The organism is Streptomyces sp. HUAS TT11, assembly GCF_051553595.1.
Lineage (GTDB): Bacteria > Actinomycetota > Actinomycetes > Streptomycetales > Streptomycetaceae > Streptomyces.
Window position 1 is genome coordinate 5,185,219 of the sequence record NZ_CP196184.1, and the last position, 25,941, is coordinate 5,211,159.

Below are 25,941 nucleotides of genomic sequence, written 5' to 3' on the forward strand. Positions count from 1 at the left end.
CGCGGCGGCTCGGGGCCGGCCGGTCCCGGTTCAGGGCGCGCCGTCCGGCCCGCCGGTCACCGGGGCCGCAGCGTGGTGGGAGCCCACGTCGGCACCGACGGGCCGCGGCCCCTGAGCGACGGGCTCCATCCGTGCGGGGCCGGGCGCCGGGGAGCCACCGGGGCGACGGCGGGCGACCGGGGCATCGGCCATGATCACGGCCAGCACGCACCAGAACAGGATGTCGATCCGGTCCAGGTTGGCCGGATGGTCCAGCATGCTCATCAGGAAGAACCCGGTCAGCGAGGCGAGCCCGACGGTGCCGACGACCGACTTCGTACGGGCGGCGCGCGCCGCGGTGGCCACGGCGATCAGCGCGACCAGGGCGACCGCCAGCAGACCGAGCGGCCCCGTCTCCACCAGCCAGTTGAGCCAGAGATTGTGGGCGTGGACGAAGACCCGGTCACCGGGCTCCGTGGCGGATATGACGGCACCCGACCGCCCGAGGCCGACACCCAGCGGACGGTGGGCGCCGATCTCGAGAGCCGCCGCCCAGGCCTGGCCCCGTACGCCCAGGGAGTTCCCCGCCCGGGACACCGCCCAGATGACCCCGGACGCCAGGAGCAGGGACAGCACGCCCAGGACGGCGAACAGCCGCCGCCGCGCCCGCTCGGCGAGCCGGGGCGCCGGCCGGCAGGCCCCGCCGAGCACCAGGAGCCCGGCGGCACCGGCGACGTATCCGGCACGGGAGAACGTGGTCAGCAGCGCCCCGTATCCGACGAGTACCAGGACGACGATCGCGGTGCGTGCCGTGCGGTCGTCGACGGAGACGGCGGCGAGCAGGACGAACGGCAGCAGGAGCACCAGGAAGGCCGCCAGCAGGTTCGGGTTGGAGAAGGTGCCGGTGGCCCGGACGAGCACACCGCTCCCGCCCGCGTCGCAGGCGACGTCGGTGAGCAGGCCGGTGCGGCAGAAGCCGGTCGGGATCCCGTTGGTCACCTGGGAGAAGGCGGTGGTGCTCGCCGCCGAGAGCCCGGCCAACGCGAGCACTGCGATCGCCCGCCACGACGCGGGCTGTGTGCGGCGCAGTGCGACGACCAGGTAGTAGCAGACGACGACGGTCAGCAGTCCGCGCAGCGGCGCGGTGGGGTGTCCGCCGACGTACGTGGTCGCCGCCGCGGTGAGGAGCAGCAGCACGACGGGCAGGTCGAGCCGGGTCCGGAAGTCCCGGAGCCGGGCCCGCCGCCGGCCCGGCACCGGCACGGCCAGGGCGATCAGCCCGACCACCAGGGCGAGCCGCGTCGGCGTCAGGATCCCGACGAGCGGTTCGTCGGGGAAGAAGTCGGTGGCGGCGTCCATCAGCACGACGGCCACCACGGCGAGCGGGAGGAACTCGGCGATCGCCGTCGGCAGCCCAGCCCCTGCCGACACGCTCCGGTCGGATGCCATGGCAACTGAGCGTGGCCCCCGGGTGCGACGGGCGGATGTCCGAGGGGCGAACGGGGCGGAGAGGGCTTGCGGCCGAGGCTGCGCCGCTCTCCGCGCACTGCCCTGGGTCGCCGACGGAGGGCAGCGCCGCCTGGTCCGGCTCACGGGAGTCGACTACACTTAGTCCATCAGTTAGTCCACACACTGGTTCGCTGACCGAATCGTGAGGTCGCCGTGGAACCCGTCCGCCAGTACAACGTGCACGAGGCCAAGACCCACTTCTCCCGCATCCTGGAACAGGTCGCCACAGGGCAGGAAGTCGTGATCAGCAAGGCCGGTGAGCCGGTGGCCAAGGTGGTCCCGCTCCGCCCGAAGGTGAGGCGGACCGGGCGCGGGTCCCTCCGGGGGCGCATCCACATCCACGACGACTTCGACGAGCTGCCGGACGACATCGCGGACGCCTTCGGGATGCGCTGATGCGGCTGCTGCTCGATACCCACGTGGTGCTGTGGTGGCTGGACGACTCCCCGGAGCTGACCGGCGAAGTCAAGGACCTGCTCGACACCGAGCCGGGCGTGTACGTGAGCGCGGTGACCCCGTGGGAGATCGCGATCAAGCAGTCGCTGGGGAAGCTCGAGGGCCCGCAGGACCTGGCTGAGCGGGTCCGTGACAGCCAGTTCGCCGGCTTGCCGATCACGGCGGGGCACGGCGTGAGGGCGGGCCGGCTGCCGGCGCACCACCGTGATCCGTTCGATCGGATACTGATCGCCCAGGCGCAGATCGAGGGCATGACCCTGGTGACCCGGGACAAGTGGATCCCGGAGTACGACGTGCGGGTCATGGCTGTGTGATCGGCGGAGCGAGTGGTGGCCCGATGGCGGTGGGCCGGGAGACCTGGTGGCCCTGCTGAAGGAGAGGCGCGGTCCGCTCCCGGAGGCCGAGGCGGGGCGGCGCGAACCGGACGCTTGTCGCGGGCAGGTTCAGCACGCCGCCCGGGCATGGACTTCTGGACGGCGAGGTTCGCCAGTGGCAGGGGGCAGTCGTTCGATCGCGCGCATGGCCGGAGCCGGGAAGGGGCACCGACTCTGCTCTTGACACACCACGGCCGCGGCGGCTCCCCCTCCGCGCCGCCGCGGCCGATCCCCGTGTGGAGGTAGGTCTGGTCAGGCCTTCTCGTCCGTTGCGTGGACGTTGTCCGGCGTGGCCGTGCCGGTGCCCTCGCCCTTCAGGTCGAGCGGCTCGCTCGTGGCGTGGACGTTCTTCACCGTGACCGGTTCCTCGGTCGCGTGGACGTTGTCCGTGGACGCCTCGTCGACCGGCTCGCCGGTGGCGTGGACGTTGCCCGCTGTGTTCTGGTCGCTCATCTCGCTGACTCCCCTGTGTTGTGCGCTGGTTGGGCAGGATCCGCCCGGCAACTCCCCCGAGGGTTGCCGGACGGATCTGCTGGGCCGGTACACCTTAGAGGGGCCGGCCGGCCGCCGCTCCGTCTGCCCCCCGATGCGACGGTTCGACACAGCCAAGAGTGCTGTGCGGCGATAAACGAACGATGAACGTCTGCTCCCGGACGGCGATCCGCTTGGACTCAGGCGGCCGATGCGACCTTGAGCAGCCCTCTGACCTCGTCCGCTTCCGGTGCGCCCAGCGCCTCCAGGAGTTCGAGGGCCTCGCGCCAGCACACCCGGGCGCGGTCCAACTGGCCGATCCCGTTGAGGGAGCGCCCCAGCACCGTCAGGACATTGGCGTGCCGCCATTCGCCGCCGATGCCGCGCAGCAGCGTCAGGGCCATCTCGGCGTTCGCCGCCGCCTGGGCGGGGCGCCGGGCCGCGAGATCGAGCTCCGCGAGGCGGAACAGGGTCATGCCCTCCCACAGCCGCTGCCGGCTGTCCCGGAAGACCCACAGCGCCTGGTGCAGGCATTCCGTCGCCTCGGCGAACTTCCCGCTCTGCGTGAGCGCGAGGCCCAGGGCGTACCGCCCGTTGGCGCCCTTCAGGGCGTGCCCCATGTCGTCGTACATCGCCGTGCCCTGCCGTGCCAGTTCCACGGCGGTCTCCGTGCGTCCGGTGGCGAGGTGGACGCGTGAGAGGTTGCACAGGGCACTCGCCTCGCCCGGCCGGTCCCCGAGCACGCGGAAGTTCTCGATGGCACCCGTGAGGTGCACCTCGCCGGCGTCGTTCCGGTTCTGGTACAGGGCGATCACGCCGCTGATGTTGGACGACCAGCAGGCCGTGAGCGGGTCGTCGGCGGACCGGGCCAGCTCGTTCGCCGACTGGGCCTCCTCGACGGCCACATCGAACCGGCTGCCGTTGTGCTGGTGCACAAAGGCCAGCGCCGTCAGCGCCCGTGCCTCGGTCCGGGGGTCTCCCGCCTCCCGGGCGACGTCCCGCAGGAGCGCGGCCACGGCCTCGTACTCCTTGGAGTTGGCCCCGGACTCGGCCAGGTCGACCGCTGCCCACAGGACGTCGACGGCACGGCGCATCATCCCCGTGCGCATGGCCTGGCGTACGCACGCCAGCAGGCAGACCGCCTCCGAATACAGCCAGTCCTGGGCGGGGTGCCGGTCCGAGAAGGTCAGCCCCGGGTACGCGGCGTGCTCCAGGTGGTCCACCAGCCGGTCCCCCGGCCGCTCGATCAGGTAGACCCCCGAGACCGTCGCCAGATAGAAGTCCAGCAACCGCGACAGCGCCGCATCCCGCTCGCTCGGCGGATGTTCGTCCCGCTCGGCGCAGGCACGCGCGTAGAGGCGGACCAGGTCGTGGTAGCGGTAGCGGCCCGGGGCCGCCGACTCCAGCAGGGAGGTGTCGACGAGCGACTCCAGCAGGTCCTCGGTGTCGTCCACCGGCAGGTCCAGCACCGCCGCGGCCGCCGCGAGGGAGATGTCAGGGCCGTCCGCCAGGCCCAGCAGGCGGAACGCGCGGGCCTGGGCCGGCTCCAGCTGGCCGTAGCCCAGTTCGAAGGTCGCCTTCACCGCCAGGTCGCCGGCCTGGAGTTCGTCCAGGCGGCGCCGCTCGTCCGCCAGCTTCGCCGCGAGGACCGAGACCGTCCAGGTGCGCCGGGCCGCGAGGCGGGACGCCGCGATGCGAATGGCGAGGGGCAGGAAGCCGCACGCCGCCACCACGTCGAGCGCCGCCTTGCGCTCCGCGGCCACCCGTTCCTCGCCCACGATCTTCGTGAACAGGGACAGCGCCTCGTCCGGGGACATCACGTCCAGGTCCACGAGATGCGCGCCGGCCAGGTCCACCATGCGTACCCGGGAGGTGACCAGGGCGGCGCAGCCCTCCGTGCCCGGCAGCAGCGGGCGTACCTGGGCGGCGTCCTTCGCGTTGTCCAGCAGGACCAGGACCCGTCGGCCGTCCAGAACCGAGCGGTACAGCGCCGCCCGTTCCTCCAGCGAGTCGGGTATCGCGGTCTCCGCCGTGCCGAGGGCGCGCAGGAACGCGCCCAGGACCGTCTCCGGTTCGGCCGCCCGGGAGCCTGCGCCCTGCAGGTCGACGTACAACTGCCCGTCCGGGAAGGCCGAACGCGCCTGGTGTGCCACGTGCACCGCCAGCGTCGTCTTGCCCACGCCGCCGATGCCCGCCAGCGCCGAGACGGCCATCACCCTGCCCTCGGCCGACGCCAGGACCTCGCCCAGCTCGGCGACGAACGATGCCCGGCCCGTGAAGTCGGGGACCGTGGCGGGCAGTTGCGCGGGACGGACGGGAGCGGAGGAGACTTCCTGCGCCGGGGCGGACGGTTCCGCGAGGCTCGGATCCGCCTGGAGGATCCGCTGCTGGAGGTCCTTCAGGCCGGGGCGCGGGTCGACTCCCAGCTCGTCGGCCAGCAGACGTCGTGTGTCGGCGTACACCGCCAGCGCCTCCGCCTGGCGGCCCGAGCGGTACAGCGCCACCATCAGCAGCTCGCGCAGCCGTTCGCGCAGCGGGTGCACGGCCGTCAGGGCGGTGAGTTCGGAGACAGCTTCCGCGTGGCAGCCCTGCTCGAGGTCCATGTACAGGCGGGACTCGAGGAGCTGGAGACGCCACTCCTCCAGTCGGGTGCGCTGGGTGTCCGCGTACGGTCCGGGCACTCTCGCCAGCGACTCCCCGTCCCACAGCGCCAGCGCCTCGTTCAGCACCTGCCGTGCATGGCACAGGTCCCCGGTGTTCTTCGCCTTCTCCGCCTCCGCGGCCAGCTCCTGGGCGGCCGCGACGTCCAGGGAGCGGGCCTCGCTCAGCCGCAGCGCGTACCCGCCCGACTCGCTGACCAGCACTCCGGGGGAAAGGACCTTGCGCAGCCGTGAGGCGTAGGTCCGCACGGCGGCCAGCGCGCGCGGCGGCGGCTCCTCGCCCCACAGCGCGTCGATCAGTTCGGACGCGGTCGCCGTACGGCCCTCGCGCAGCAGCAGCGCGGCCAGCAGGGCGCGCTGCTGCGGCGAGCCCGTCGCCAGCAGCTCCTCTCCGCGCCACGCGCGCACCGGCCCGAGCACGCCGAAGCGCAGCGTCGCCGATTCCTCGGGACCCCGCTGCTGCGGCACTCGCGGTACACCCTCCATCGCTGCCCCCAGGCCCCCTGCCGAACCGTCCACAACCAGGAGGCCAGTTTGCCTTGTTCATGGCGGATACGTCAGCCATGGGAGACAGCGATCACAGCCCGGTGGGTGGGGCATCACAGTGCCCACACAAGTTCTCTCCACGCATCGCCGGGCCGGAGTGGTTCCACACAGAGCTGACGGTTCGTCAGATCAGCGCTACCGTGACCGCATGGAGACCTCACAGTCCAACGGAACCGGCACCTTCCCGAAGATCATCTCCGTCGACGACCACACGGTGGAGCCCCCGGGCGTCTGGCGGGACCGGCTCCCGCGGAAGTACCGCGACGCGGGACCGCGCATCGTCCGGGCGCCCCTGAAGGAGATGTCCTTCCTGGGCGGCAGGTTCGCCCCCGTCATGGGCGCACCGGGCGACGACGGACCGGTCGGCGACTGGTGGGTCTACGAGGATCTGCACCGCCCCCTCACCCGCCTGGACACGGCCGTCGGATACAGCAGGGACGAGATCAAGCTCGAGGTCATCACGTACGAGCAGATGCGGCCCGGCTCGTACGACGTTTCCCGGCGCCTCGCCGACATGGACGTGAACCACGTCCAGTCCGCGCTCTGCTTCCCGACCTTCCCGCGCTTTTGCGGGCAGACCTTCACCGAGGGCAAGGACCGCGAGCTGGGGCTGCTCGGGGTGCGCGCCTACAACGACTGGATGGTGGAGGAGTGGTGCGGACCCGAGGCGCAGGGCCGTCTGATACCCCTCACCCTGGTCCCGTTGTGGGACGCCGGACTCGCCGCGGCCGAAGTGCGCCGCAACGCCGAGCGCGGCGTGCGGGCCGTCGCCTTCTCGGAGATCCCGCCGCGTCTCGGGCTGCCGTCCGTCCACAGCGACGAATGGGATCCCTTCCTCGCCGCCTGCGACGAGACCGGCACCGTCATCGCGATGCATATCGGCTCCAGCAGCAGCATGCCGTCCACCTCCGCCGACGCCCCGCCCGCCGTCGGCTCCACCATCACCTTCGCCAACTGCTGCTTCTCCATGGTCGACTGGCTGCTGAGCGGCAAGTTCGAGCGTTTTCCGCACCTCAAGGTGATGTACGCGGAAGGGCAGATCGGGTGGATCCCGTACATCCTCGAGCGCGCCGACGTCGTGTGGGAGGAGAACCGCGCCTGGGGAGGGGTCGCCGACAAGGTGCACCGGCCGCCCTCCGAACTCTTCGCGGAGCACGTCCACGGCTGCTTCTTCGACGACGCCTTCGGGCTGCGCAACCTCGACGCCATCGGTGTCGGGAACGTGCTCTACGAGACCGACTACCCGCACTCCGACTCCACATGGCCGAAGTCGCGGGAGGTGGGCGAGGCCCAGATGGGCCATCTCGCCCCGGACGTCGTGGAGCGTGTCGTCCGGGGCAACGCCATCGAGTTGCTCGGGCTGACCTGGGACGGCCTGTGGCCGGGGCAGGCCCCCGCGGCGACGGGGACGTGAGGAGCGTCCGCGCCGGGTCCGGGGCGCGCAGATGAACGATCGCGCACCGCGCTGAACATTCGCCGACGGTGGCCGCACCGGGGCCGACCGGTCCTCAGTACGGGGGCACCCGCACCTTCCCGCTCCCCCCGCCGGAGGACCGCCGTGCCCCGTCCCGACCGACGGCAACGACCGCGGCGCGTGCTACGGACTCGCCGATCTCACCACCGCCGACAGCCTCCGGGGCGGCGCCACAACACCGAGACCTACGGCCGGGTGGGGCGCCTTCCGTGGTGACAACGGCCAGGACAACGCGGCGCACGCCCCCTGGGCCTGGGACGACTCCCGCAACGGCAGCGACCTCCGGGCCGGCGTGATCGCGACGGATCCCGCGTACCTCGTCTCCTGCTGCTTGGGGAACACGGGCGACCTGAGCCCGACCTGCCTGAGCAACCCGTACCGCTCCTGAGCGCGACCGCCCGGAACGCCGGCGGGCGGTACCCCTTGTCTGACGGACCGTCAGTCACCACTATGGACTGGCTCGGTCAACTGACGGTCCGTCAGCGAGGTGGGATGACGTATGCAGGTGCGGCCGGACGGGCGACTGGTCTACGGGATGCAGCTCCCGATCCAGTCCCAGAGCACGCTCTACGCCGAGGCCTGGGAGGAGGGTGCGGGTCCCGAGGACCTCGTCGCCGTCGCCCGGGCGGCGGAGGACGCCGGGTTCGACTACGTGGCGAGCTGCGACCACGTCGCCGTCCCGCGCCGCCTCGCCCCCGCGATGAGCACGGTCTGGTACGACCCCGTCGCCACCCTCGCCCATCTCGCGGCCGTCACCGAGCGCGTGCGCCTGCTGAGCCATGTGGCGATCGTCGGGCTGCGGCATCCGCTCGTGAGCGCCAAGCAGTACGCGACCCTCGACCACCTCTCGGGCGGACGGCTGGTGCTCGGTGTGGGGGCCGGCCATGTGCCGGAGGAGTTCGAGGCGCTGGGCGTGGACTTCGGCCGGCGGGGTGCGCTGCTCGACGAGGCGATCGACGCGCTGAGGGCGGCGCTGGGTCCGCAGGAGTACCCGGAGCACCACGGGAAGGCGTACGACTTCGCGGATCTCGGGCAGCGGCCCCGGCCGGTCCGGGCGAGTGTTCCGCTGTGGGTCGGCGGTTCCTCGCCCGCCGCCGTGCGCCGGGCCGCGCTCAAGGGTGACGGCTGGCTCCCCCAGGGTGATCCCCGGGACCGGCTGCCCGCGCAGATCGACCGTCTGCTCCGGCTCCGGGCGGAGGCGGGCCTCGAGGGGCCCTTCACCGTGGGAGCCATCACCGAGCCGCTGTACGTGGGTGGGCCGGGGTGGGACGTGGGCCGGCGCACGCTCGCCGGGCCGCCCGGGGTCCTCGCCGAGTCGCTGCGCGCGTACGGCGCCATGGGTGTGCACCAGATCCAGGTGCGGTTCCGCAGCCGCAGCCGCGCGGAGCTGACCGACCAGATGGCGGCGTTCGGGGCCGAGGTGGCCCCCCACCTTCACTGAGGAGACCCCATGGGCAAGCTGGACGGACGCGTCGTCATCGTCACCGGTGCGGCGCGCGGACAGGGTGAGCAGGAGGCGCGGCTGTTCACCGAGGAGGGGGCGCGGGTCGTCCTCGCGGACGTGCTCGACGACCGGGGGGAGGAGCTCGCCAAGGAGCTGGGGCAGTCGTACGTCCATCTCGACGTGGCGCGCGAGGCGGACTGGGCCGCCGCCGTGGCCGCCGCGAGGGACGCCCACGGGCGCATCGACGGGCTGGTCAACAACGCCGGGATCCTGCGCTTCAACGCCCTGGTCGACACGCCCCTGGACGAGTTCATGAACGTCGTCCAGGTCAACCAGGTCGGCTGTTTCCTCGGCATCCGGGCCGTGGCGCCGGAGATCGCGGCCGCCGGAGGCGGCACCGTCGTCAACACCGCCTCGTACACCGCGGTGACCGGTATGGCGGCCGTGGGCACCTATGCGGCGACCAAGCACGCCGTCCTCGGTCTCACCCGGGTCGCCGCGATCGAGCTGGCGCCACGGCGGATCCGGGTCAACGCGATGTGCCCGGGTGCGATCGACACCCCGATGTCCAATCCCGCCCTGCTCGATCCCGGGACGGACGCACAGGAGATGACCAGGGCGCTCGACGAGCTCTATCGCAGGCTCGTGCCGCTCGGCCGGATCGGCAGGCCGGAGGAGGTCGCGCGGCTCGCCCTCTTCCTGACCTGCGACGACTCCTCCTACATCACGGGACAGCCGTTCGTGATCGACGGCGGATGGCTGGCCGGCGTCTCGGTTGTCTGACGAGTCGTCAGCTATTGACGGTCTCTGCGGGCGGTGCCACAGTCGGCGGCAAGCGAGATCTGACGAAGTGTCAGATCTAGACTCGGGGACGGTGAACCTCCTTGGAATTCGGGCTCTTTGTACAGGGATACGTGGGCAAGCGGGCCGAGACCGATCCGCTCGCGGAGCACAAGGCGCTGATGGAGGAGACCGAGTACGTCATCCAGGCGGACAAGTCCGGCTTCAAGTACGCCTGGGCGTCGGAACACCACTTCCTGGAGGAGTACTCCCACCTCTCCGCCAACGACGTCTTCCTCGGCTACCTCGCCCACGCGACCGAGCGGATCCACCTGGGCTCCGGGATCTTCAACCCGCTGGCCCAGGTCAACCACCCGGTGAAGGTCGCCGAGAAGGTGGCCATGCTCGACCACCTCACGGGCAACCGGTTCGAGTTCGGCAGCGGACGCGGCGCGGGCTCCCACGAGATCCTCGGCTTCCTCCCCGGGATCACCGACATGAACCACACCAAGGAGATCTGGGAGGAGACCATCGCCGAGTTCCCCAGGATGTGGCTCCAGGACGAGTACCCCGGCTTCCGGGGCAAGCACTGGCAGCTCCCCCCGCGCAAGGTTCTCCCCAAGCCGTACGGGAAGTCGCACCCCGCGATGTGGTACGCGGCCGGATCACCGCCCTCGTACGCCATGGCCGCCAGGAAGGGCCTCGGAGTGCTCGGCTTCAGCATCCAGAAGGTCTCCGACATGGAGTGGGTGCTCGAGCAGTACAAGACGGCGATCGTCGACGCCGAGCCCGTCGGGGACTTCGTCAACGACAACGTGATGGTGACGACCACCGCCATCTGCGCGCCCACCCACGAGGAGGCGATCCGGGTCGCCATGAACGGCGGACTGCACTACCTGCCGTCCCTCGTCTTCCGCTACCACGACACCTTCCCACGCCCCGAGGGCTTCCCCGTCTGGCCCGAGACGCTTCCCCGGTACACCGAGGAATTCCTCGAACTCCTCATCGAGGAGGAGCTGCTCGTCTGCGGCGATCCCGACGAGGTGCTCACCCAGTGCAAGAGGTGGGAGCAGGCGGGCGCCGACCAGCTCAGCTTCGGGCTGCCCGTCGGGGTTCCGAAGGAGGAGACGCTCCAGACCGTACGGCTGATCGGCGAGCACGTGATTCCGAAGATCGACACGGACCCGGTGCACCGCACGACCCGGTTCCGTCAGGCCGCCTGAGGGGGTGCCCGCATGCTCGACCACGTCATCAGGGGCGCGACCGTCGTCGACGGCACGGGAGCGCCCGGGTTCATCGCGGACGTGGGGATACGGGACGGCCGCATCGCCGCCGTCGGCACGGTGACCGGGCAGTCGCGCACGTCCGAGGACGCGACCGGCCTCGTTCTCGCCCCCGGCTTCGTCGACCCGCACACCCACTACGACGCCCAGCTGTTCTGGGACCCGTACGCGACTCCATCGCTGAACCACGGCGTCACCACGGTCGCCGCCGGCAACTGCGGCTTCACCCTCGCCCCGCTGAATCCCGCGCGCCCGGGGGACGCCGACTACACCCGCCGGATGATGTCCAAGGTCGAGGGCATGTCCCTGGTCGCCCTGGAGGACGGGGCGCCCTGGAACTGGCACACCTTCGGGGAGTACCTGGACGCCCTCGAAGGGCGGATCGCCGTCAACGCGGGCTTCATGGTGGGGCACTGCGCACTGCGGCGGTACGTGATGGGACCGGACGCGGTCGGCGGACAGCCGACCGGGGAGCAGCTGACCGCCATGCTCCGGCTCTTCCACGAGGCCATGGACGCGGGTGCCTGGGGTCTGTCCACCACGCAGTCCTCCACGCACTCCGACGGCGACGGCAGGCCGGTCGCCTCCCGGCACGCCGGGCCGGCGGAGCTGCTGGCCCTCGCCAAGGCGGTGGGCGAGCACGAGGGCACACAGATCGAGGCCATCGTCGCGGGCTGCCTCGACCAGTTCAGCGACGCCGAGATCGACCTGCTCGTGGAGATGAGCGCGACCGCCGGACGGCCCCTGAACTGGAACGTCCTCACGATCGACGCGTCCGTCCCGGAACGCGTGCCGCGTCAGCTGACGGCGAGCGAGCGGGCCCGGAAGGCGGGCGGCCGGGTGGTGGCCCTCACCATGCCGATCCTCACCCCGATGAACATGTCCCTCGGCACGTTCTGCGCGCTCAACCTGATCCCCGGGTGGGGACCGGTCCTCGGTCTGCCCGTGCCCGAGCGGATCGAGAGGCTGCGCGACCCGGACGTCCGCGACGAGATGCTGCGCCGCGCCGAATCCAAGGAGGCGGGCGTCTTCCGGCGGCTCGCGAGCTTCGGACGGTACGTGATCGGGGACACCTACAGCCCCGGCAACGAGGGCCTGACCGGGCGGGTGGTGAACGACATCGCCGCCGAACGGGGCCAGGACCCCTTCGAGTGTCTCGTCGAGATCTGCGCGAGCGACGGTCTGCGGACCGTTCTGTGGCCCATGCCCACGGACAACGACCCCGACTCCTGGGCGCTGCGGGCCGAGACCTGGCGGCACGAGGACGTCCTGCTCGGGGGCTCGGACGCGGGCGCCCATCTGGACCGTATGTGCGGCGCCCCGTACACGACCCGGTTCCTCGGGGACTGTCTGCGCGGCCGGAAGCTGGTGCCGCTGGAGCAGGCCGTGAAGATGCTGACGGACGACCCCGCGCGGCTGTTCGGGCTGCGGGAGCGCGGCCGGGTGCGGGAGGGCTTCCACGCGGACCTGGTCCTCCTCGACCCGGAGCGCGTCGACGCCGGGCAGGCCACCCTGGTGCACGACCTGCCGGGAGAGAGCCCACGGCTCGACTCCGAGGCGATCGGGGTGCGGGCGGTCTGGGTCAACGGCGTGGTGGCGATCCGGGACGACGAGGTGACCGGGGCCGTGCCGGGCAGGGTGCTGCGCTCCGGGCGGGACACCGGGACGGTGGGCACGACGTGACGCAGCGGCAGCGGCTGTTCGTCGGCGGTGTCTGGGCGGAGCCCGACGACGGCCACTACGAGGTCGTCGACCCGGCCACCGAGAACACCGTCGGATGGGCGCCGGAGGCGTCCCGTGAGCAGGTGCGCGCGGCGGCCGCGGCGGCTCGAGAGGCCTTCGGGCCGTGGTCGCGGAAGCCCCCGGAGGAGCGGGCGGCCGTCCTCGCCCGCGCGGCCGACGTGATGCAGCGCAACCTCGTGCCCTATGCCGACCTGGCCCGGGCGGAGAGCGGCGCCACGACCGGTACGGCGCGCGGGATGCAGGTCGGGGTGGCGGTGGCCCGGTTCCGCCGGTACGCGCGGGTGGAACCGGTGGAGCGGCCGCTGCCTCCGCAGATCAACGAGGCGGGGCCGTTCGGCGGGGCCGCCGTCCTGGGCGCGCTCGCGGTGCGCCAGCCGGTCGGCGTGGTCACCTGCATCACCTCGTACAACAACCCCTGGGCCAACCCGGCGGGCAAGGTCGCGCCCGCCCTGGCCATGGGCAACACGGTCGTGGTGAAGCCGGCGCCGCAGGACCCGCTGTCGGTGTACCGCATGGCCGAGGCCCTCCAGGAGGCGGGCGCGCCACCCGGCGTGGTGAACGTGGTCGGCGGCACGCGCCCGGAAGTCGGCGAGGCGGCCGTGGACTGCCCGGACGTCGACATGGTGAGCTTCACCGGCTCCACGGCCGTCGGGCAGCGTATCGCCGAGGTCTGCGGCCGTTCCATGAAACGGCAGTTGATGGAGCTGGGCGGCAAGGGCGCGGCACTCGTCTTCGACGACGCGGACCTGGACGCGGCGGTGGCGGGGATCGGGACGACGTTCTCCTTCTACAGCGGCCAGATCTGTACGGCGCCCACCCGGGTGATCGCCCAGCGGGGCGTGTACGACCGCCTGGTGTCCCGGCTTTCCGGGTACGCCCGCCACCTGAGAGTCGGGGATCCGCGCGAGCCGGCCACGGTGGTGGGTCCGGTGATCTCGGCCGCGCACCGGGATCGGGTGGAGTCGTACGTCGAACTGGGGCGCAAGGAGGGTGCGCGGCTGGTCGCCGGGGGCGAACGGCCGCCCTGCGAGCGCGGTTTCTACGTCGCTCCGACGCTTCTCGCGGACTGCACCCCCGAGATGCGGGTCGTCCGCGAGGAGATCTTCGGGCCCGTGGTCGTGGTCGTCCCCTTCGACGACGAGGAGGAGGGGGTGACGCTGGCCAACGACAGCGACTACGGCCTGATCGACTACGTCTGGTCCGGGGATACGGCCCGCGCCTTCCGCGTCGCCCGGCGTCTGCGGGCGGGCGGAGTCGGCGTGAACACCGTCGGCCGCAACATGGAGGCGCCGTTCGGCGGTTTCAAGAAGAGCGGCGTCGGCCGTGACGTCGGCTCCTACGCCCTGCACGCCTACAGCGAGGTGCAGGCGATCGTCTGGCAGGGCTGAGTGCCCCTCAATCGTCCAGGTCCACCCGCACGGTGAGCAGCCCGGTCCCGAACGCCCGCACCGCCGCGCTGTTCAGACGGGGCAGCGCCTTCAGCCGGACCAGGGGGTCGTCGTCGGTGAGCACATGGGCGGTGCCCGGGTGCCAGCGTCCGCCGATGCGCACACGGACCCGGGGATCGGCGCGGAGGTTGCGGATGTACTGGGACCGCTCGCCGTGCTCGGAGACCAGCCAGAAGGAGTCGCCGATGCGGCGCCCGCCCAGGGGGGTCCGGCGCGGCAGGCCGGAGACTCGCCCCGTGGTCTCCAGGAGCGTCTGGAGCGGCATGCGGCGCTGCACCGGATTGACGACGTGCCGCTGGAGTGCCGTGATCGCACGGTATTTGAGGTCGGTGAAGCCCGGCATGGTCCCGTGTCCCCCTGACGACGTGAAGGGCGAGCCGCTCCACGCAGTCTCGCAGACCCCTTCCGGGGGCGCGCGGTAACCGGCCACGCGCCCCGGTGGGTCTACGCCCGGCCCAGGAAGATCGGGTTCGTGAACGCGGCCAGGACACCCGGCAGCGGGCCCACCGCCGCCTCGTGCCGCAGCTCCGCCCGCACGTACGCCGCGTACTGCGGTGTCGTGTGCCACTCGACGGTGCCCGAGCCGGTCACCGGCAGCGGGTCGCTGGTGAACAGCACGCCCTGGTCGGTGACGAAACGGACCGAGCAGCGGGGCACACCCCGCGCCTCCAGGCGGACCGTGACCGGGGTGTCGCGGTCCACCCGCAGCCGTTCACCGATGCCCGCGTGTTCGCCGCGGCCGCCCACCGCGGTGAACGTCAGCGAGACGTTCTTCGACTCGGCGACGTAGGAGCGGCCCGCGCGGATGCCCTCCTGGACGGCCTCCCGGGTGAGATCGTCGGCGAGGACGACCGTCTGCGGGGCGCCGATCGCGTCGGGATCGCGGTGGGCGTCGCTGTTGCCCATCGCCGGCAACCACCTGCCGTGTCCCTCCCGGACCGCCGCCACCAGGGTGTTGTCCCACTCCGCCAGCGTCACCTCGTCGTCCGGTGTGAAGGGGCCGTTCCACACCTCCAGCGCGTCCGCCTCGCCGAAGCCGAACTTCCAGCCGCAGCCGATGCAGGTGGCGTGCGGATGGGCCGGGACGACCAGGCCGCCCGCCCGGCGGATGTCCCGGGCGAACCGCGCCCAGCGGTTGTCGCCCGCCCGGTAGCGCCAGTCGACGAACGTGCCCGGGTCGGTACCCAGCGCCAGCACATGGCCGTTCCGCGTGGTGACCTCCTCGCCGAGCATGATGAGCAGGTCGTCGCCCGCCTGGTCGGCCCAGTGCGCGTGGGAGGAGTGGGTGTTGTGGTCCGAGGTGTTGATGAAGTCGAGGCCGGCGGCCCGGGCCAGCGCGGCGATCTCCTCGGGTGTGCGGCGGCCGTCCGAGTACCAGGAGTGCATGTGGCAGTCGCCCCGGTACCAGGCGCGGCCGCGGCCCTTGGCCCGGTTCGGCGGGTACACGGGCGCCGGGGTCCGGCCCTGCGCACCGTAGGTGAGCGTGATCGTCACCTCGTACGTCAGGCCCTGCGGTGCCACCGTGTACGGGCCGAGCGCGATGTGCCAGGTGCCGGCGCGGACCGGGCCCGGGATGTACCCCGGGGTGGCGTCGTCCGCGCGGACGAAGAACTCCGTGCGCGCGCCGCCGGACCAGCCGCGGAAGCCCTTGCCGCCGAGTTCCGTGCCGCGCTCGTCGAAGACGCCGATGTCCAGGGCGTTGCCCTGGGTGCCGGCCGGGACGGACGGCCTGTCGTAGGTGTAGGAGACCTTGATCTCGCGGACGCCTTCGGGGACGTCGACCGGGAGGTAGACGAAGTCGGGGGAGCCGGTGGGCAGCGTGCCGCGCACCGTCTTCGTCTCCTGGTTGTCGGCCGCCTCCGCGGCGGGCCCGTTGGAGAAGCTCACGGTTCCCAACGTAAGCGCGGTGGCCGCACCCGTCACGAACAGTGCGCGTCTTCCGATGCCGTGGTCGTCCTCGCACATGCTGCTGCTCCCGGGGTGTCGGATGACGGTGTGGTGCAGAGATGGTGCGTCCCACTCTGGTGTTCACCCGTGAACTCCATTCCACGGGCAGCCGATCTGCAGCCGCGCGTCGGCGTAACGGGGGGTTGCCGGGGCATTCCGGTAACGGTCGGCACCGTCCCACCCGGACGCGAGCGCTCTGTATGACCTGATCACCGCAAACGTATGCTCGGAGGATGACGACTTCCGCGACCTCCGGAACCGGACCCACCGAGAACTCCATGCGTCGCGCCCTGAAACGTGCTCGTGACGGGGTCGCTCTGGACGCCGCCGAGGCGACGGTGCTGCTCCAGGCCCGTGGCGGCGATCTGGAGGACCTGGCCGCCTCGGCCGCCCGGGTGCGGGACGCAGGCCTGCGGGCCGCGGGCCGACCGGGTGTCATCACCTACTCCAAAAGTGTCTTCATCCCGCTGACCCGTCTGTGCCGGGACAAGTGCCACTACTGCACCTTCGTCACGGTGCCGGGGAAGCTGCGCCGGGCCGGGCACGGGATGTTCATGTCCCCGGACGAGGTCCTGGACATCGCCCGCAAGGGGGCGGCGCTGGGCTGCAAGGAGGCGCTGATCACCCTCGGGGACAAGCCCGAGGACCGCTGGCCCGAAGCGCGCGAGTGGCTGGACGCGCACGGCTACGACGACACCATCGCCTACGTGCGGGCCGTCTCCGTCCGGATCCTGGAGGAGACGGGTCTGCTGCCCCATCTCAACCCCGGGGTGATGTCGTGGACGGACTTCCAGCGGCTGAAGCCGGTCGCCCCGTCGATGGGGATGATGCTGGAGACCACGGCGACCCGGCTGTGGTCGGAGCCGGGCGGACCGCACCACGGCTCCCCGGACAAGGAACCGGCCGTGCGGCTGCGGGTGCTGGAGGACGCGGGCCGTTCGTCGGTGCCCTTCACCTCGGGGATCCTGATCGGGATCGGGGAGACGTACGAGGAGCGCGCGGAGTCGCTGTTCGCGCTGCGCAAGGTGGCCCGCAGCCATCACGGCATCCAGGAACTGATCATCCAGAACTTCCGTGCCAAGCCGGACACGGCGATGCGGGGCATGCCGGACGCGGAACTGGACCAACTGGTGGCCACGGTGGCCGTCGCCCGGCACATCATGGGTCCGGCGGCCTGCCTCCAGGCGCCGCCGAACCTGGTGGACGGTGAGTACGAGCGGCTCATCGGCGCCGGCATCGACGACTGGGGCGGGGTCTCGCCGCTGACCATCGACCATGTGAACCCGGAGCGGCCCTGGCCGCAGATCGAGCGGCTGGCCGAGCGCTCCCGGGCGGCGGGCTTCGAGCTGCGCGAACGCCTCTGCGTCTACCCGGAGTTCGTCCGGCGCGGCGAGCCCTGGCTGGACCCGAGGCTGCTGCCCCACGTCCGGGCGCTGGCGGACCCGGAGTCGGGGCTCGCCCGCGCGGACGCGGTCGTCGAGGGGCGTCCGTGGCAGGAGCCGGAAGAGGTGTTCCGGGCGTCGGGGCGTACGGACCTGCATCGCAGTATCGACACCCTGGGGCGCACCGGCGACCGCCGTGAGGACTTCGACGAGGTGTACGGCGACTGGGAGGCGCTGCGGGAGGCGGCCGTGCCCGGCATGGCGCCTCAGCGCATCGACACCGACGTACGGGCCGCGCTGCGCCGGGCGGCGGACGATCCGACGAAGCTGAGCGACGAGGAGGCGCTGGCCCTGCTGCACGCGGACGGTCCCGCGCTCGACGCGCTCTGCCGGGTGGCGGACGACGTCCGCAAGTCGGTGGTCGGCGACGACGTCACGTACATCGTCACCCGCAACATCAACTTCACCAATGTCTGCTACACCGGCTGCCGCTTCTGCGCGTTCGCCCAGCGCCGCACGGACGCCGACGCCTACACCCTCTCCCTCACCCAGGTCGCCGACCGTGCCCAGCAGGCGTGGGACGTGGGCGCGGTCGAGGTGTGCATGCAGGGCGGCATCCATCCCGACCTGCCCGGCACCGCCTACTTCGACATCGCGAAGGCGGTGAAGTCCCGGGTCCCCGGGATGCATGTGCACGCCTTCTCGCCCATGGAGGTGGTGAACGGCGCGACACGCACCGGCATGTCGATCCGCGAATGGCTGACGGCGGCGAAGGAGGCGGGACTCGACACGATCCCCGGCACCGCGGCCGAGATCCTGGACGACGAGGTGCGCTGGGTCCTGACCAAGGGCAAGCTGCCGACGGCCACCTGGATCGAGGTCGTGACGACGGCGCACGAACTCGGCATCCGCTCGTCGTCGACGATGATGTACGGCCATGTGGACCAGCCCCGCCACTGGCTGGGGCATCTGCGCACCCTCGCCGCTGTCCAGCAACGGACCGGGGGGTTCACGGAGTTCGTCACCCTTCCGTTCATCCACACCAACGCGCCCGTCTACCTGGCGGGCATCGCCCGCCCCGGTCCCACGATGCGCGACAACCGCGCCGTCACCGCCATGGCGCGCCTGCTGTTGCATCCGTACATCCCCAACATCCAGACCAGCTGGGTGAAACTCGGCGCCGAGGGCGCGGCGGAGATGCTCCGGTCCGGCGCCAACGACCTGGGCGGCACGCTGATGGAGGAGACCATCTCCCGGATGGCGGGCTCGTCGTACGGGTCGTACAAGTCCGTCAGGGAACTCGTCGCGGTGGCGGAGGCGGCGGGCCGCCCGGCGAAACCGCGCACGACGCTGTACGGCGAGGTCTCGCAGGAACGGCAGCGGGCGGCGGAGGCGTCGGACGGACATCTGCCGGAACTGCTGCCGGTGTTGGACTGACAGGACGAAGGCGTTCGGCTCCTTTCGCCGTGGCCGGCGGCGGGAGGGCCGAAACCCTGTGATGTTGCCCCGACGACGGCCACGGCGCTGGAGGGCCGTCCACCGGCGGTCCCTCGGCGAGCCCCAGCCCCAGCCCCAGCCCCACGGCCTCTGCGGGTGACACGGCCGGTTCCTCCGGCACCGACGGCGGCTCCGGTTCCACCGGCTCGGCGGGTGGCTCCGGCGACGAGGCGACCGGTTCGGGCGGCGGGCTCGCGTTCACCGGTGCCGGTGGCGCGCTGCTCATCGGCGGTGCCGCGCTCCTGGCCCTCGCGCTGGGAGTGGGAGTCGTCCTGGTGGTGCGCCGCAGGGCCGCCGTCTGACGCACGGACGACGGTGTGTGCCGCCCGTGGCCCGGGGCCACGGGCGGCACACACCGTCGTCGACCCCCGCGTCTTCGCCGCGTTCTCGGCCGGGCCGACCGAATGTACGAAAGCTGGCCACTGGTGTGGCGCGCCTGACTCCCGGGTGTCCTGAATCGACCGTTCCCGTTCGATTACAGTGCTGGACTGTCGACGTGCGGACGGTGCCCCGAGGAGGCCTGGGTGGGTGCGACAGCCGGTGCCCCCTGGGGCCGGACCGAGCAGCAGGACTTCCGCAGCCGCGTACGCGGAACCCTGCTCGGCGTGGCCGTGGGCGATGCCTTGGGCGCCCCCCTCGACGGGCTCTCCCTGGAGGAGATCCGTACGGCCTACGGCCACGAGGGGCTGAGCGACCTCGCGGTCGAGTACGGCCGGCGCGGCGCCATCACCCATCTCACCCAGCTCAGCCTGTTCACCGTCGACGGGCTCATCCGCGCCCAGGTCCGCCGTGACACCGGCGCCTGGCACCCGCCGACCGATCTCCACCGCGCGTATCTGCGCTGGGCGGCCACCCAGCGGGACTGGGGCCCCGACGAGCGCCGCGAGGACGACGGCTGGCTGGCCCGCGAGGAGTGGCTGTACGACCGCCGTTCCCCGGTCCGGGCCTGTCTGACCGGCTTCGGCGACGAGACCATGGGCACGCTGGACGCGCCCAAGAACCCCGGCGAGCAGGGGCCCGAGGCGGCCGCCCGTTCGGCGGCCTTCGGACTGCTCGTCGGCTGGGATCCGCAGCTCGTGCTTCAACTCGCGGTCGAGTGCGCCGCACAGACGCACGGGCATCCCACCGCCTGTCTCGCCGCGGGTGCCTACGCCGTGATCGTGCACACCCTGGCGCGTGGCGAGAACCCGGACGCGGCCGTGCAGCGGGCCCTCGCCCTGCTCGCCCCGCGGCCGGGGCAGCAACCCGTCGCCGACGCGTTGCAGCACGCGCTGGGCGCGGTGCGCCAGGGCATGCCCACCCCGGCGCGTGTCGAGGAACTCGCCGGGGGCGGTGGGGCGGACGGGACGCTGGCCGTCGCCGTGTACTGCGCGCTGGTGGGGGAGGACGTGCGGCACGGGCTGTGTCTCGCGGTGAACCACGGCGGCCCGTCGGGGGCCGCGGGTGCGCTGACCGGCGGACTGCTCGGGGCACTGTACGGCGAGACGGCCCTCCCGCCGGCCTGGCTGGCCGAGCTGGAGGGCCGTCCCACGATGCTGGTGCTGGCGGACGACTTCGCCATGGAGATGACGCAGGGTGCCGCCCTGCACGGCCCTACCGGGTCGTCGCAGGGGTGGCTCGTGCGGTACCCCCGGGCGTAGGGCCTGTCGTCCCTCAGGTGCCGGACGGCGTGGTGGTGCCCGAGCCGGGCTGTACGGCGTCCGCCGCCGGTACCGCGGCCGCCGTCCCGTCGTCGTCCGTGTTCAGCTGCTCGATGATCGCGTCCCGCTCCGGGGTGTCCTCCGGACGCACCAGGCCGATCACGATGTACAGCACCAGCGAGATCACCATCGGCAGCGACACCTGGTACTCCAGCTTCACGTCCGTGCGCTGGGAGAAGTCCAGGTTGTAGTTGACGAAGAAGAACGCCAGCAGGCCGGCCGCCCAGCTGATGAGCGCGGCCGCGGGGCCGGACTTACGGAACGGCCGCAGCAGGCCCAGGATGAACGGGATCGCGATCGGGCCCATCAGGCCGGCCACCCACTTGATGACCACCGTGATGATGTCCTTGAAGGTGGGGGAGTTGACCTGGGTCGCCACCGCCATGGACAGGCCGAGGAAGGCGACGGTCGTGACCCGGCCCGCGATCAGGCCCGTCCGGGAGGTCCACGTCCGCGCCGCCTTCGAGAACACCGGCACCACGTCCCGGGTGAACACGGCGGCGATCGCGTTGGCGTCGGAGGAGCACATGGCCATCGTGTGCGAGAAGAAGCCCACGACCACCAGGCCCAGCAGGCCGTGCGGCAGCAACTGCTCGCTCATCAGACCGTAGGCGTCCGAACCGTCCGGCTTCTGCGCCGTCACCAGGAGCGGCGCCAGCCACATCGGGATGAAGAGGACGACCGGCCACACGAACCACAGGCCCGCCGACAGCAGCGCCGACCGCGTCGCCTCCTTCGCGCTGCCCGTCGCCATGTAGCGCTGGGCCTGGTTCCACATGCCGCCGTTGTACTCGAAGAGCTTGATGAAGAGATAGGAGATGAAGAAGACCGTCAGATAGGGGCCGGCGAAGCCGTCCCCGTGACCGTGGAGCTTCGGCGAGTCCAGGGCCTTCGACAGACCGCCCTGGTCGGAGATCTTGTTCAGCGCGATGACCAGCATGGCCAGACCGGCCAGCAGCTGGATGACGAACTGGCCCAGCTCGGTCAGCGCGTCCGCCCACAGGCCGCCGATCGTGCAGTACACGGCGGTGATGCCGCCGGTGATGATGATGCCCTGGGTGAGCGTGACCCCGGTGAAGACGCTGAGCAGGGTCGCGATCGCGGCCCACTTGGCACCGACGTCCACGATCTTCAGCAGGATGCCGGACCAGGCAAGCGCCTGCTGGGTGGGCACGTTGTAGCGGTCCTTGAGGTACTCCAGCGGCGAGGCCACGTGCAGCCGTGAGCGCAGCCGGTTCAGACGCGGCGCGAACAGCTTCGCGCCGATCAGTACGCCGATGGCGATGGGAAGCGCCCAGGTGACGTAGGACGTGATGCCGTAGGTGTAGGCGATGCCGGCGTACCCCGTGAACATCACGGCGCTGTAGCCCGACATGTGGTGGGAGATGCCGGACAGCCACCACGGCATCTTGCCGCCGGCGGTGAAGAAGTCGCTGACGTTGTCGACGCGCTTGTGGGACCAGAAGCCGATCGCGGTCATCACACCGAAGTACGCGATCAGGACGGTCCAGTCGAGACCGTTCATGTGCCCCCTCCAGGGGTCCGCCTTGTGAACCTGCAGATACCGGACGGCACTTCGCCAGTAGGCACACACGGGCGGCGCCCCCGTGCGGGAGCGGGGGACTTCGGGGATTGAACCGCTGGTCAGGTGGTCGGTCAAGACCTTTCCCGGTCACGGATATGAACCCAGATCAGAAAGCAGAACGATTTTACCTTCTCTTGACCTGTATGGCGGTTGTCGTGCTCGTGACGAGGAACACACCATGAGCGGGCACTTCGCCAGTGGGAAACATCCGATGGATCGGGAACGGGCTTACGGGATGCGGGTCCCGGGCGGCCCGGAGGGGAGCAGCCGTTGCACGGAAGATCCACCCGCCCGGTCGTCCTTGGAGTCGCTCCGGGGACCGGCCGGACTACCGCATGAGTTCTCCCGCGTTCACGAGCAGGGACTGGCCCGTGATCGCCCGCGCCCGGTCCGAGGCGAGGAACACCGCGGCGTCCGCCACATCGCCGTCCGTGGCCAGTTCGGGCAGTGCCATCCGCTCCGTCAGGCGGTGCTTCACGTCCGCCTCCGGTACGCCCTCGGTGTGCGCGGTGAACTGCACGTAGGCCTGGACGGGTGGGCCCCACATCCACCCGGGCAGCACCGCGTTGACCCGGATCCGGTACGGGCCGAGCTCCCGGGCCAGTGAGTACATCGCGCTGGTCAGCGCGCCCTTCGAGGCCGCGTAGGCCGCCTGCCGCACCTGGGACGGCGCGGCCACCGACGACTGCGTGCCGATGAACACGACGGAGCCGCCGCACCTCTTGAGGGCCGGCAGGCAGGCCCGTGTCATCCGCAGGGTGCCGAGCAGATTCACGTCGAGGACCGAGCGCCAAGTGGTGAAATCCGCGTCCTGAAGGCCGCCGAAGTGGCTGTCCCGGGCCGCGACGTGCACCACTGCGTCGATCGCTCCGAACCGGTCCACCGCCAGTGCCGCGAGGGCCTCGCACTGCCCCTCGTCGGTGACGTCCGTCGCGCGGAACGCCGTGTGGGCGCCGTCCGGGTCGAGTTCGGCGGCCGACTTGGCGAGGTTCGCCTCCGTGCGCGCCCCGAGCACGGCGTTGCCGCCGTCGCGCACCACGGCGGCGGCGACCTGGTGTCCGAGTCCGGCGCCGACCCCCGACACGACGACGGTCTTGCCCTGGAGCAGTGACATCGAACCGCCCGCCCTTCCTCTCGGCGCGCCGCGCCCCTGGCGCCTTACCTGACGGACCGTCAGAGTATGGGCGGGCGCCGGAGGAAGGAAGGGGAGCGGCATGGGCGAGGGCACGCGCAGCGAGGTGTACGGGGAACTGGCGGCCGTGGGCCCCTACGGAGTCCACCCGGGCCACGCCCTGATCACCATGGTGGAGCCGCATCCGGGTCACGAGTACGCGTACAACCGCTGGTACGAGGACGACCACTACTACGCGGGCGCCATGGCGATGCCGTGGATGTTCGCGGGCCGCCGCTGGGTCGCCACCCGGGATCTCCAACTCCTGCGCGCCCCCGAGAAGTCGGCCGTCGCGCAGCCGGTGACGGCGGGGTGCTACCTCTCCACGTACTGGGTCACGGACGGCCGCTACGACGACCACATGCGCTGGACGGTGGCCGTGAACAGGCGGCTCAACCGCGATGCTCGCGTGTACCGGGACCGCACCCATGTCTTCACGGCCTTCCAGGACCACGAGGCGACGGTCTACCGGGACGGTGCGGCGGGCCCCCGGGACTTCCACGCGCTGGACCACCCGTACGCGGGCCTGGTCCTGGAGGTCGTCGACGCGGAAGGGCCCGAGGAGCGGGCCGCGCTGCTGGAGTGGCTGTGCACCCGCCATCTGCCCGGGCGTCTCGCCGGCACCCCCTCGGCCATGGTCACCGTCTTCCGTCCGACCCCGCTGCCGGGCGACCGCATGACCTATGTGAAGCAGGTGGAGGGAGTGGACACCCGGCTGACTTTGCTGTGGTTCCTGGAGGAGGACCCGAGGGAGTGCTGGGACGGGCACTTCGCGGGACTCGACCGGGTGGTGGCCGAAGGGGGTCTTGGGAAGGTCGAGTTGGTGGCGCCGTTCGTCCCCACGGTGCCGGGTACGGACCGGTACGTGCACCGGCTCCGCTGAACCGTGTGGCGCGGGCACCGCCCCGGGCGCCGCGGAGCCGACCGAGCCCCCTGAGAAGGAGTGGGCCCCCTGAGAAGGAGTGGGCCCCCTCGGCCGGGACGGCGGGCCAGTCGAGAGGGCTTTCGGAGAGCTTTGTGCAGTTGTACTGCTTATTGCTACTTGATCCCCTCCACGAAGGCGTTCCAGGCGTCGGCGGGGAAGGCCAGGACGGGGCCGTCCGGGACCTTGGAGTCGCGTACGGCGAGTGCCGCCTCGGTGGGCGACTTGACCTCGACGCACGCGCCGTTGCCCGCCGAGTACGACGACTTGGTCCACGTTGCCGTGGCCCCCTGAAGTACTGCCATGTTCACTCCGGTAGCGAGTTGCTGAGTTGCTGTCGTCGCCTTGCGGGAACCTGGATGGTGCCCGCGATGCGATTCGCGCCAACTTGTTTGTCTGATGGCGTGATCGAAGCTACTCGTCGACATCCCTGCTCGGAGGAGTCGTTCACTCGACCGGATGGCATATTCCAGTGGACCCTTACGCGTGAAGGTTGCGCTGGTGTAAGATCCGCCGCTCCTTGGCGCAAGGGCTCAGCGTGCGTACTCCTTCGCGGTATCCGTGATGAACTGACGCGACTGGTCGACGTTCAGGGCCTGCGCCCGCAGATGCTCGTACATCACGGCGTACTTCTGGACGTCGTGCGCCTTCTCCAGGTACAGGTCGCTGGTGACGCCCTCCAGGTACACCACGCTGGAGTCGGCCGCGTCCGCGAACTCGAGGATCGCGTACTGGCCGTTGAGCCCGGGATGCGCCCCCACGCCGAAGGGCAGCACCTGCACGGTGACGTGCGGGAGCTGTGACATCTCCGCGAGGTGCTCCAACTGCTCGCGCATCACCAGGTTGTTCCCCACGACGCGGCGCAGAGCCGCTTCGTCCAGGACGACCCACAGGCGCAGGGGGTTGTTCTCGGCGGCGATACGTTCCTGGCGGCGCATGCGCACCTGGACGCGCTTGTCGATGTCCGCCGCCGACGTCTCCGGCAACGCCCCCTGGATCAGCGCCTCGGCGTAGGAGCGCGTCTGCAGCAGACCGGTGATGATCTGGGGTTCGTACACCCGCAGCGACTCCGCGTCGGTCTCGAGTCCGATGTAGACGCTGTAGGGGATGTCCCCGAAGGCGTGCCACCAGCCCTGCTGGCGCGAGTCCCGCGCCATCTCCATCAGGGACTCGACGACGCGCTGGTCCTCGACCTCGTAGACCCCGCACAGGTCGCGGACGTCGCGCTGGCTGATGCTGCGGCGGCCGTTCTCCAGACGGCTGATCTTCGACTGCGAGACCAGCAGGCGCTCCGCGACCTCTTCCGCCGTCATGCCCTTGACTTCACGGAGCCGGCGCAGCTCCTGGCCCAGCCGGCGCCGCCGGACGGTGGGATTGACATTCGACGCCACGGGACGTGCACCTCCGGCTGCGTGCCTCTGCTGCTTTGCGTATCTGCCGTTGAGCAGATTGCCACCAAGGTGCTTTCTACCGCTGGGAAACAGCGGATATGCGGAGCCCGCGCAGCACTTGGACGGCCGTCGGCCGGATGCCGCGGCGACGGCGTTGCCGGACGCCGCCCGCCCCGTGC

Annotated in this window: 20 protein-coding genes; 11 read left to right on the forward strand and 9 right to left on the reverse strand. The window is 71.3% G+C overall.

The features are described 5' to 3' along the window. Nucleotides 1-30: 30 nt before the first annotated feature. Nucleotides 31-1,428 (reverse strand): O-antigen ligase family protein, encoded by a 1,398-nt coding sequence (locus ACSHXN_RS23260; protein WP_355131920.1) that lies wholly within the window; start codon nt 1,426-1,428, stop codon nt 31-33. A 213-nt stretch (nt 1,429-1,641) separates the two neighbouring features. On the opposite strand from ACSHXN_RS23260, the gene ACSHXN_RS23265 reads away from it, so the two are divergent. Both ACSHXN_RS23265 and ACSHXN_RS23270 read left to right on the forward strand, forming a co-directional pair. After that, entirely contained in the window at nt 1,642-1,884 is a 243-nt protein-coding gene (locus ACSHXN_RS23265; RefSeq protein WP_356108416.1) for a type II toxin-antitoxin system Phd/YefM family antitoxin, read from the forward strand. Continuing rightward, on the forward strand, nt 1,884-2,258 hold the full coding sequence (locus ACSHXN_RS23270; protein WP_355131918.1) for a type II toxin-antitoxin system VapC family toxin: 375 nt from the start codon (nt 1,884-1,886) through the stop codon (nt 2,256-2,258). Before ACSHXN_RS23265 ends, ACSHXN_RS23270 begins: the two co-directional genes overlap by 1 nt. Before the next feature lie 312 nt (nt 2,259-2,570). On the opposite strand, the gene ACSHXN_RS23275 is transcribed toward ACSHXN_RS23270, so the two are convergent. Continuing rightward, a complete protein-coding gene (locus tag ACSHXN_RS23275) occupies nt 2,571-2,771 on the reverse strand; it encodes a hypothetical protein (protein WP_355131917.1) in 201 nt (66 codons plus the stop codon). 218 nt (nt 2,772-2,989) lie between these two features. Then, the gene (locus ACSHXN_RS23280; protein ID WP_438303635.1) at nt 2,990-5,935 is read right to left on the reverse strand and encodes a BTAD domain-containing putative transcriptional regulator; all 2,946 of its coding nucleotides are present in this window, start codon (nt 5,933-5,935) and stop codon (nt 2,990-2,992) included. Nucleotides 5,936-6,143: 208 nt separating this feature from the next. Between ACSHXN_RS23280 and ACSHXN_RS23285 the strand changes: the two genes are divergently transcribed. From ACSHXN_RS23285 to ACSHXN_RS23310, 6 genes are all read left to right on the forward strand, one after another. Then, the gene (locus tag ACSHXN_RS23285; RefSeq protein WP_438303636.1) at nt 6,144-7,409 is read left to right on the forward strand and encodes an amidohydrolase family protein; all 1,266 of its coding nucleotides are present in this window, start codon (nt 6,144-6,146) and stop codon (nt 7,407-7,409) included. Nucleotides 7,410-7,968: 559 nt separating this feature from the next. Beyond that, nucleotides 7,969-8,910 (forward strand): LLM class F420-dependent oxidoreductase, encoded by a 942-nt coding sequence (locus tag ACSHXN_RS23290; protein WP_355131914.1) that lies wholly within the window; start codon nt 7,969-7,971, stop codon nt 8,908-8,910. A gap of 9 nt (nt 8,911-8,919) precedes the next feature. Next, nucleotides 8,920-9,696: an SDR family NAD(P)-dependent oxidoreductase gene (locus ACSHXN_RS23295; RefSeq protein WP_356108401.1), complete on the forward strand. Its 777-nt coding sequence runs from the start codon at nt 8,920-8,922 to the stop codon at nt 9,694-9,696. A gap of 101 nt (nt 9,697-9,797) precedes the next feature. After that, nucleotides 9,798-10,916 carry an LLM class flavin-dependent oxidoreductase gene (locus ACSHXN_RS23300; protein WP_355797508.1) on the forward strand — a complete coding sequence of 373 codons (1,119 nt, stop codon included), beginning with the start codon at nt 9,798-9,800 and terminating at the stop codon, nt 10,914-10,916. A 12-nt stretch (nt 10,917-10,928) separates the two neighbouring features. Continuing rightward, nucleotides 10,929-12,659 carry an N-acyl-D-amino-acid deacylase family protein gene (locus ACSHXN_RS23305; protein WP_355131911.1) on the forward strand — a complete coding sequence of 577 codons (1,731 nt, stop codon included), beginning with the start codon at nt 10,929-10,931 and terminating at the stop codon, nt 12,657-12,659. After that, nucleotides 12,656-14,107: an aldehyde dehydrogenase family protein gene (locus tag ACSHXN_RS23310; protein WP_356291343.1), complete on the forward strand. Its 1,452-nt coding sequence runs from the start codon at nt 12,656-12,658 to the stop codon at nt 14,105-14,107. Before ACSHXN_RS23305 ends, ACSHXN_RS23310 begins: the two co-directional genes overlap by 4 nt. A gap of 7 nt (nt 14,108-14,114) precedes the next feature. Here ACSHXN_RS23310 and ACSHXN_RS23315 read toward each other — a convergent pair whose 3' ends face one another. Further along, nucleotides 14,115-14,510: a nitroreductase family deazaflavin-dependent oxidoreductase gene (locus tag ACSHXN_RS23315; RefSeq protein ID WP_355131909.1), complete on the reverse strand. Its 396-nt coding sequence runs from the start codon at nt 14,508-14,510 to the stop codon at nt 14,115-14,117. Between the two features lie 101 nt (nt 14,511-14,611). Then, nucleotides 14,612-16,132 (reverse strand): CehA/McbA family metallohydrolase, encoded by a 1,521-nt coding sequence (locus tag ACSHXN_RS23320; RefSeq protein WP_355131908.1) that lies wholly within the window; start codon nt 16,130-16,132, stop codon nt 14,612-14,614. Nucleotides 16,133-16,347: 215 nt separating this feature from the next. On the opposite strand from ACSHXN_RS23320, the gene ACSHXN_RS23325 reads away from it, so the two are divergent. After that, nucleotides 16,348-18,933 (forward strand): bifunctional FO biosynthesis protein CofGH, encoded by a 2,586-nt coding sequence (locus ACSHXN_RS23325; RefSeq protein WP_438303640.1) that lies wholly within the window; start codon nt 16,348-16,350, stop codon nt 18,931-18,933. A gap of 584 nt (nt 18,934-19,517) precedes the next feature. Continuing rightward, nucleotides 19,518-20,633 carry an ADP-ribosylglycohydrolase family protein gene (locus tag ACSHXN_RS23330; protein WP_438303641.1) on the forward strand — a complete coding sequence of 372 codons (1,116 nt, stop codon included), beginning with the start codon at nt 19,518-19,520 and terminating at the stop codon, nt 20,631-20,633. 13 nt (nt 20,634-20,646) lie between these two features. On the opposite strand, the gene ACSHXN_RS23335 is transcribed toward ACSHXN_RS23330, so the two are convergent. Beyond that, on the reverse strand, nt 20,647-22,218 hold the full coding sequence (locus ACSHXN_RS23335; RefSeq protein ID WP_356291349.1) for a sodium:solute symporter family protein: 1,572 nt from the start codon (nt 22,216-22,218) through the stop codon (nt 20,647-20,649). Nucleotides 22,219-22,606: 388 nt separating this feature from the next. Further along, entirely contained in the window at nt 22,607-23,392 is a 786-nt protein-coding gene (locus ACSHXN_RS23340; RefSeq protein WP_438303643.1) for an SDR family oxidoreductase, read from the reverse strand. 100 nt (nt 23,393-23,492) lie between these two features. On the opposite strand from ACSHXN_RS23340, the gene ACSHXN_RS23345 reads away from it, so the two are divergent. Continuing rightward, nucleotides 23,493-24,332 carry a hypothetical protein gene (locus ACSHXN_RS23345; RefSeq protein WP_438303644.1) on the forward strand — a complete coding sequence of 280 codons (840 nt, stop codon included), beginning with the start codon at nt 23,493-23,495 and terminating at the stop codon, nt 24,330-24,332. A gap of 155 nt (nt 24,333-24,487) precedes the next feature. Here the strand turns inward: ACSHXN_RS23345 and ACSHXN_RS23350 are convergent, their stop codons facing one another. Together ACSHXN_RS23350 and ACSHXN_RS23355 are read right to left on the reverse strand one after the other, a co-directional pair. Next, nucleotides 24,488-24,676 (reverse strand): DUF397 domain-containing protein, encoded by a 189-nt coding sequence (locus tag ACSHXN_RS23350; protein ID WP_355140452.1) that lies wholly within the window; start codon nt 24,674-24,676, stop codon nt 24,488-24,490. Between the two features lie 228 nt (nt 24,677-24,904). Then, on the reverse strand, nt 24,905-25,762 hold the full coding sequence (locus ACSHXN_RS23355; RefSeq protein ID WP_355140453.1) for a helix-turn-helix domain-containing protein: 858 nt from the start codon (nt 25,760-25,762) through the stop codon (nt 24,905-24,907). Nucleotides 25,763-25,941: the final 179 nt, after the last annotated feature.

Bases quoted from the DNA above. Each gene is read 5' to 3' on its own strand.
- ACSHXN_RS23290 (WP_355131914.1), top strand. From the start codon at position 7,969: ATGCAGGTGCGGCCGGACGGGCGACTGGTCTACGGGATGCAGCTCCCG.
- ACSHXN_RS23325 (WP_438303640.1), top strand. From the start codon at position 16,348: ATGACGACTTCCGCGACCTCCGGAACCGGACCCACCGAGAACTCCATG.
- ACSHXN_RS23295 (WP_356108401.1), top strand. From the start codon at position 8,920: ATGGGCAAGCTGGACGGACGCGTCGTCATCGTCACCGGTGCGGCGCGC.
- ACSHXN_RS23340 (WP_438303643.1), bottom strand. From the start codon at position 23,392: ATGTCACTGCTCCAGGGCAAGACCGTCGTCGTGTCGGGGGTCGGCGCC.
- ACSHXN_RS23320 (WP_355131908.1), bottom strand. From the start codon at position 16,132: ATGTGCGAGGACGACCACGGCATCGGAAGACGCGCACTGTTCGTGACG.
- ACSHXN_RS23280 (WP_438303635.1), bottom strand. From the start codon at position 5,935: ATGGAGGGTGTACCGCGAGTGCCGCAGCAGCGGGGTCCCGAGGAATCG.
- ACSHXN_RS23345 (WP_438303644.1), top strand. From the start codon at position 23,493: ATGGGCGAGGGCACGCGCAGCGAGGTGTACGGGGAACTGGCGGCCGTG.
- ACSHXN_RS23260 (WP_355131920.1), bottom strand. From the start codon at position 1,428: ATGGCATCCGACCGGAGCGTGTCGGCAGGGGCTGGGCTGCCGACGGCG.
- ACSHXN_RS23275 (WP_355131917.1), bottom strand. From the start codon at position 2,771: ATGAGCGACCAGAACACAGCGGGCAACGTCCACGCCACCGGCGAGCCG.
- ACSHXN_RS23285 (WP_438303636.1), top strand. From the start codon at position 6,144: ATGGAGACCTCACAGTCCAACGGAACCGGCACCTTCCCGAAGATCATC.
- ACSHXN_RS23335 (WP_356291349.1), bottom strand. From the start codon at position 22,218: ATGAACGGTCTCGACTGGACCGTCCTGATCGCGTACTTCGGTGTGATG.
- ACSHXN_RS23305 (WP_355131911.1), top strand. From the start codon at position 10,929: ATGCTCGACCACGTCATCAGGGGCGCGACCGTCGTCGACGGCACGGGA.
- ACSHXN_RS23350 (WP_355140452.1), bottom strand. From the start codon at position 24,676: ATGGCAGTACTTCAGGGGGCCACGGCAACGTGGACCAAGTCGTCGTAC.
- ACSHXN_RS23270 (WP_355131918.1), top strand. From the start codon at position 1,884: ATGCGGCTGCTGCTCGATACCCACGTGGTGCTGTGGTGGCTGGACGAC.
- ACSHXN_RS23315 (WP_355131909.1), bottom strand. From the start codon at position 14,510: ATGCCGGGCTTCACCGACCTCAAATACCGTGCGATCACGGCACTCCAG.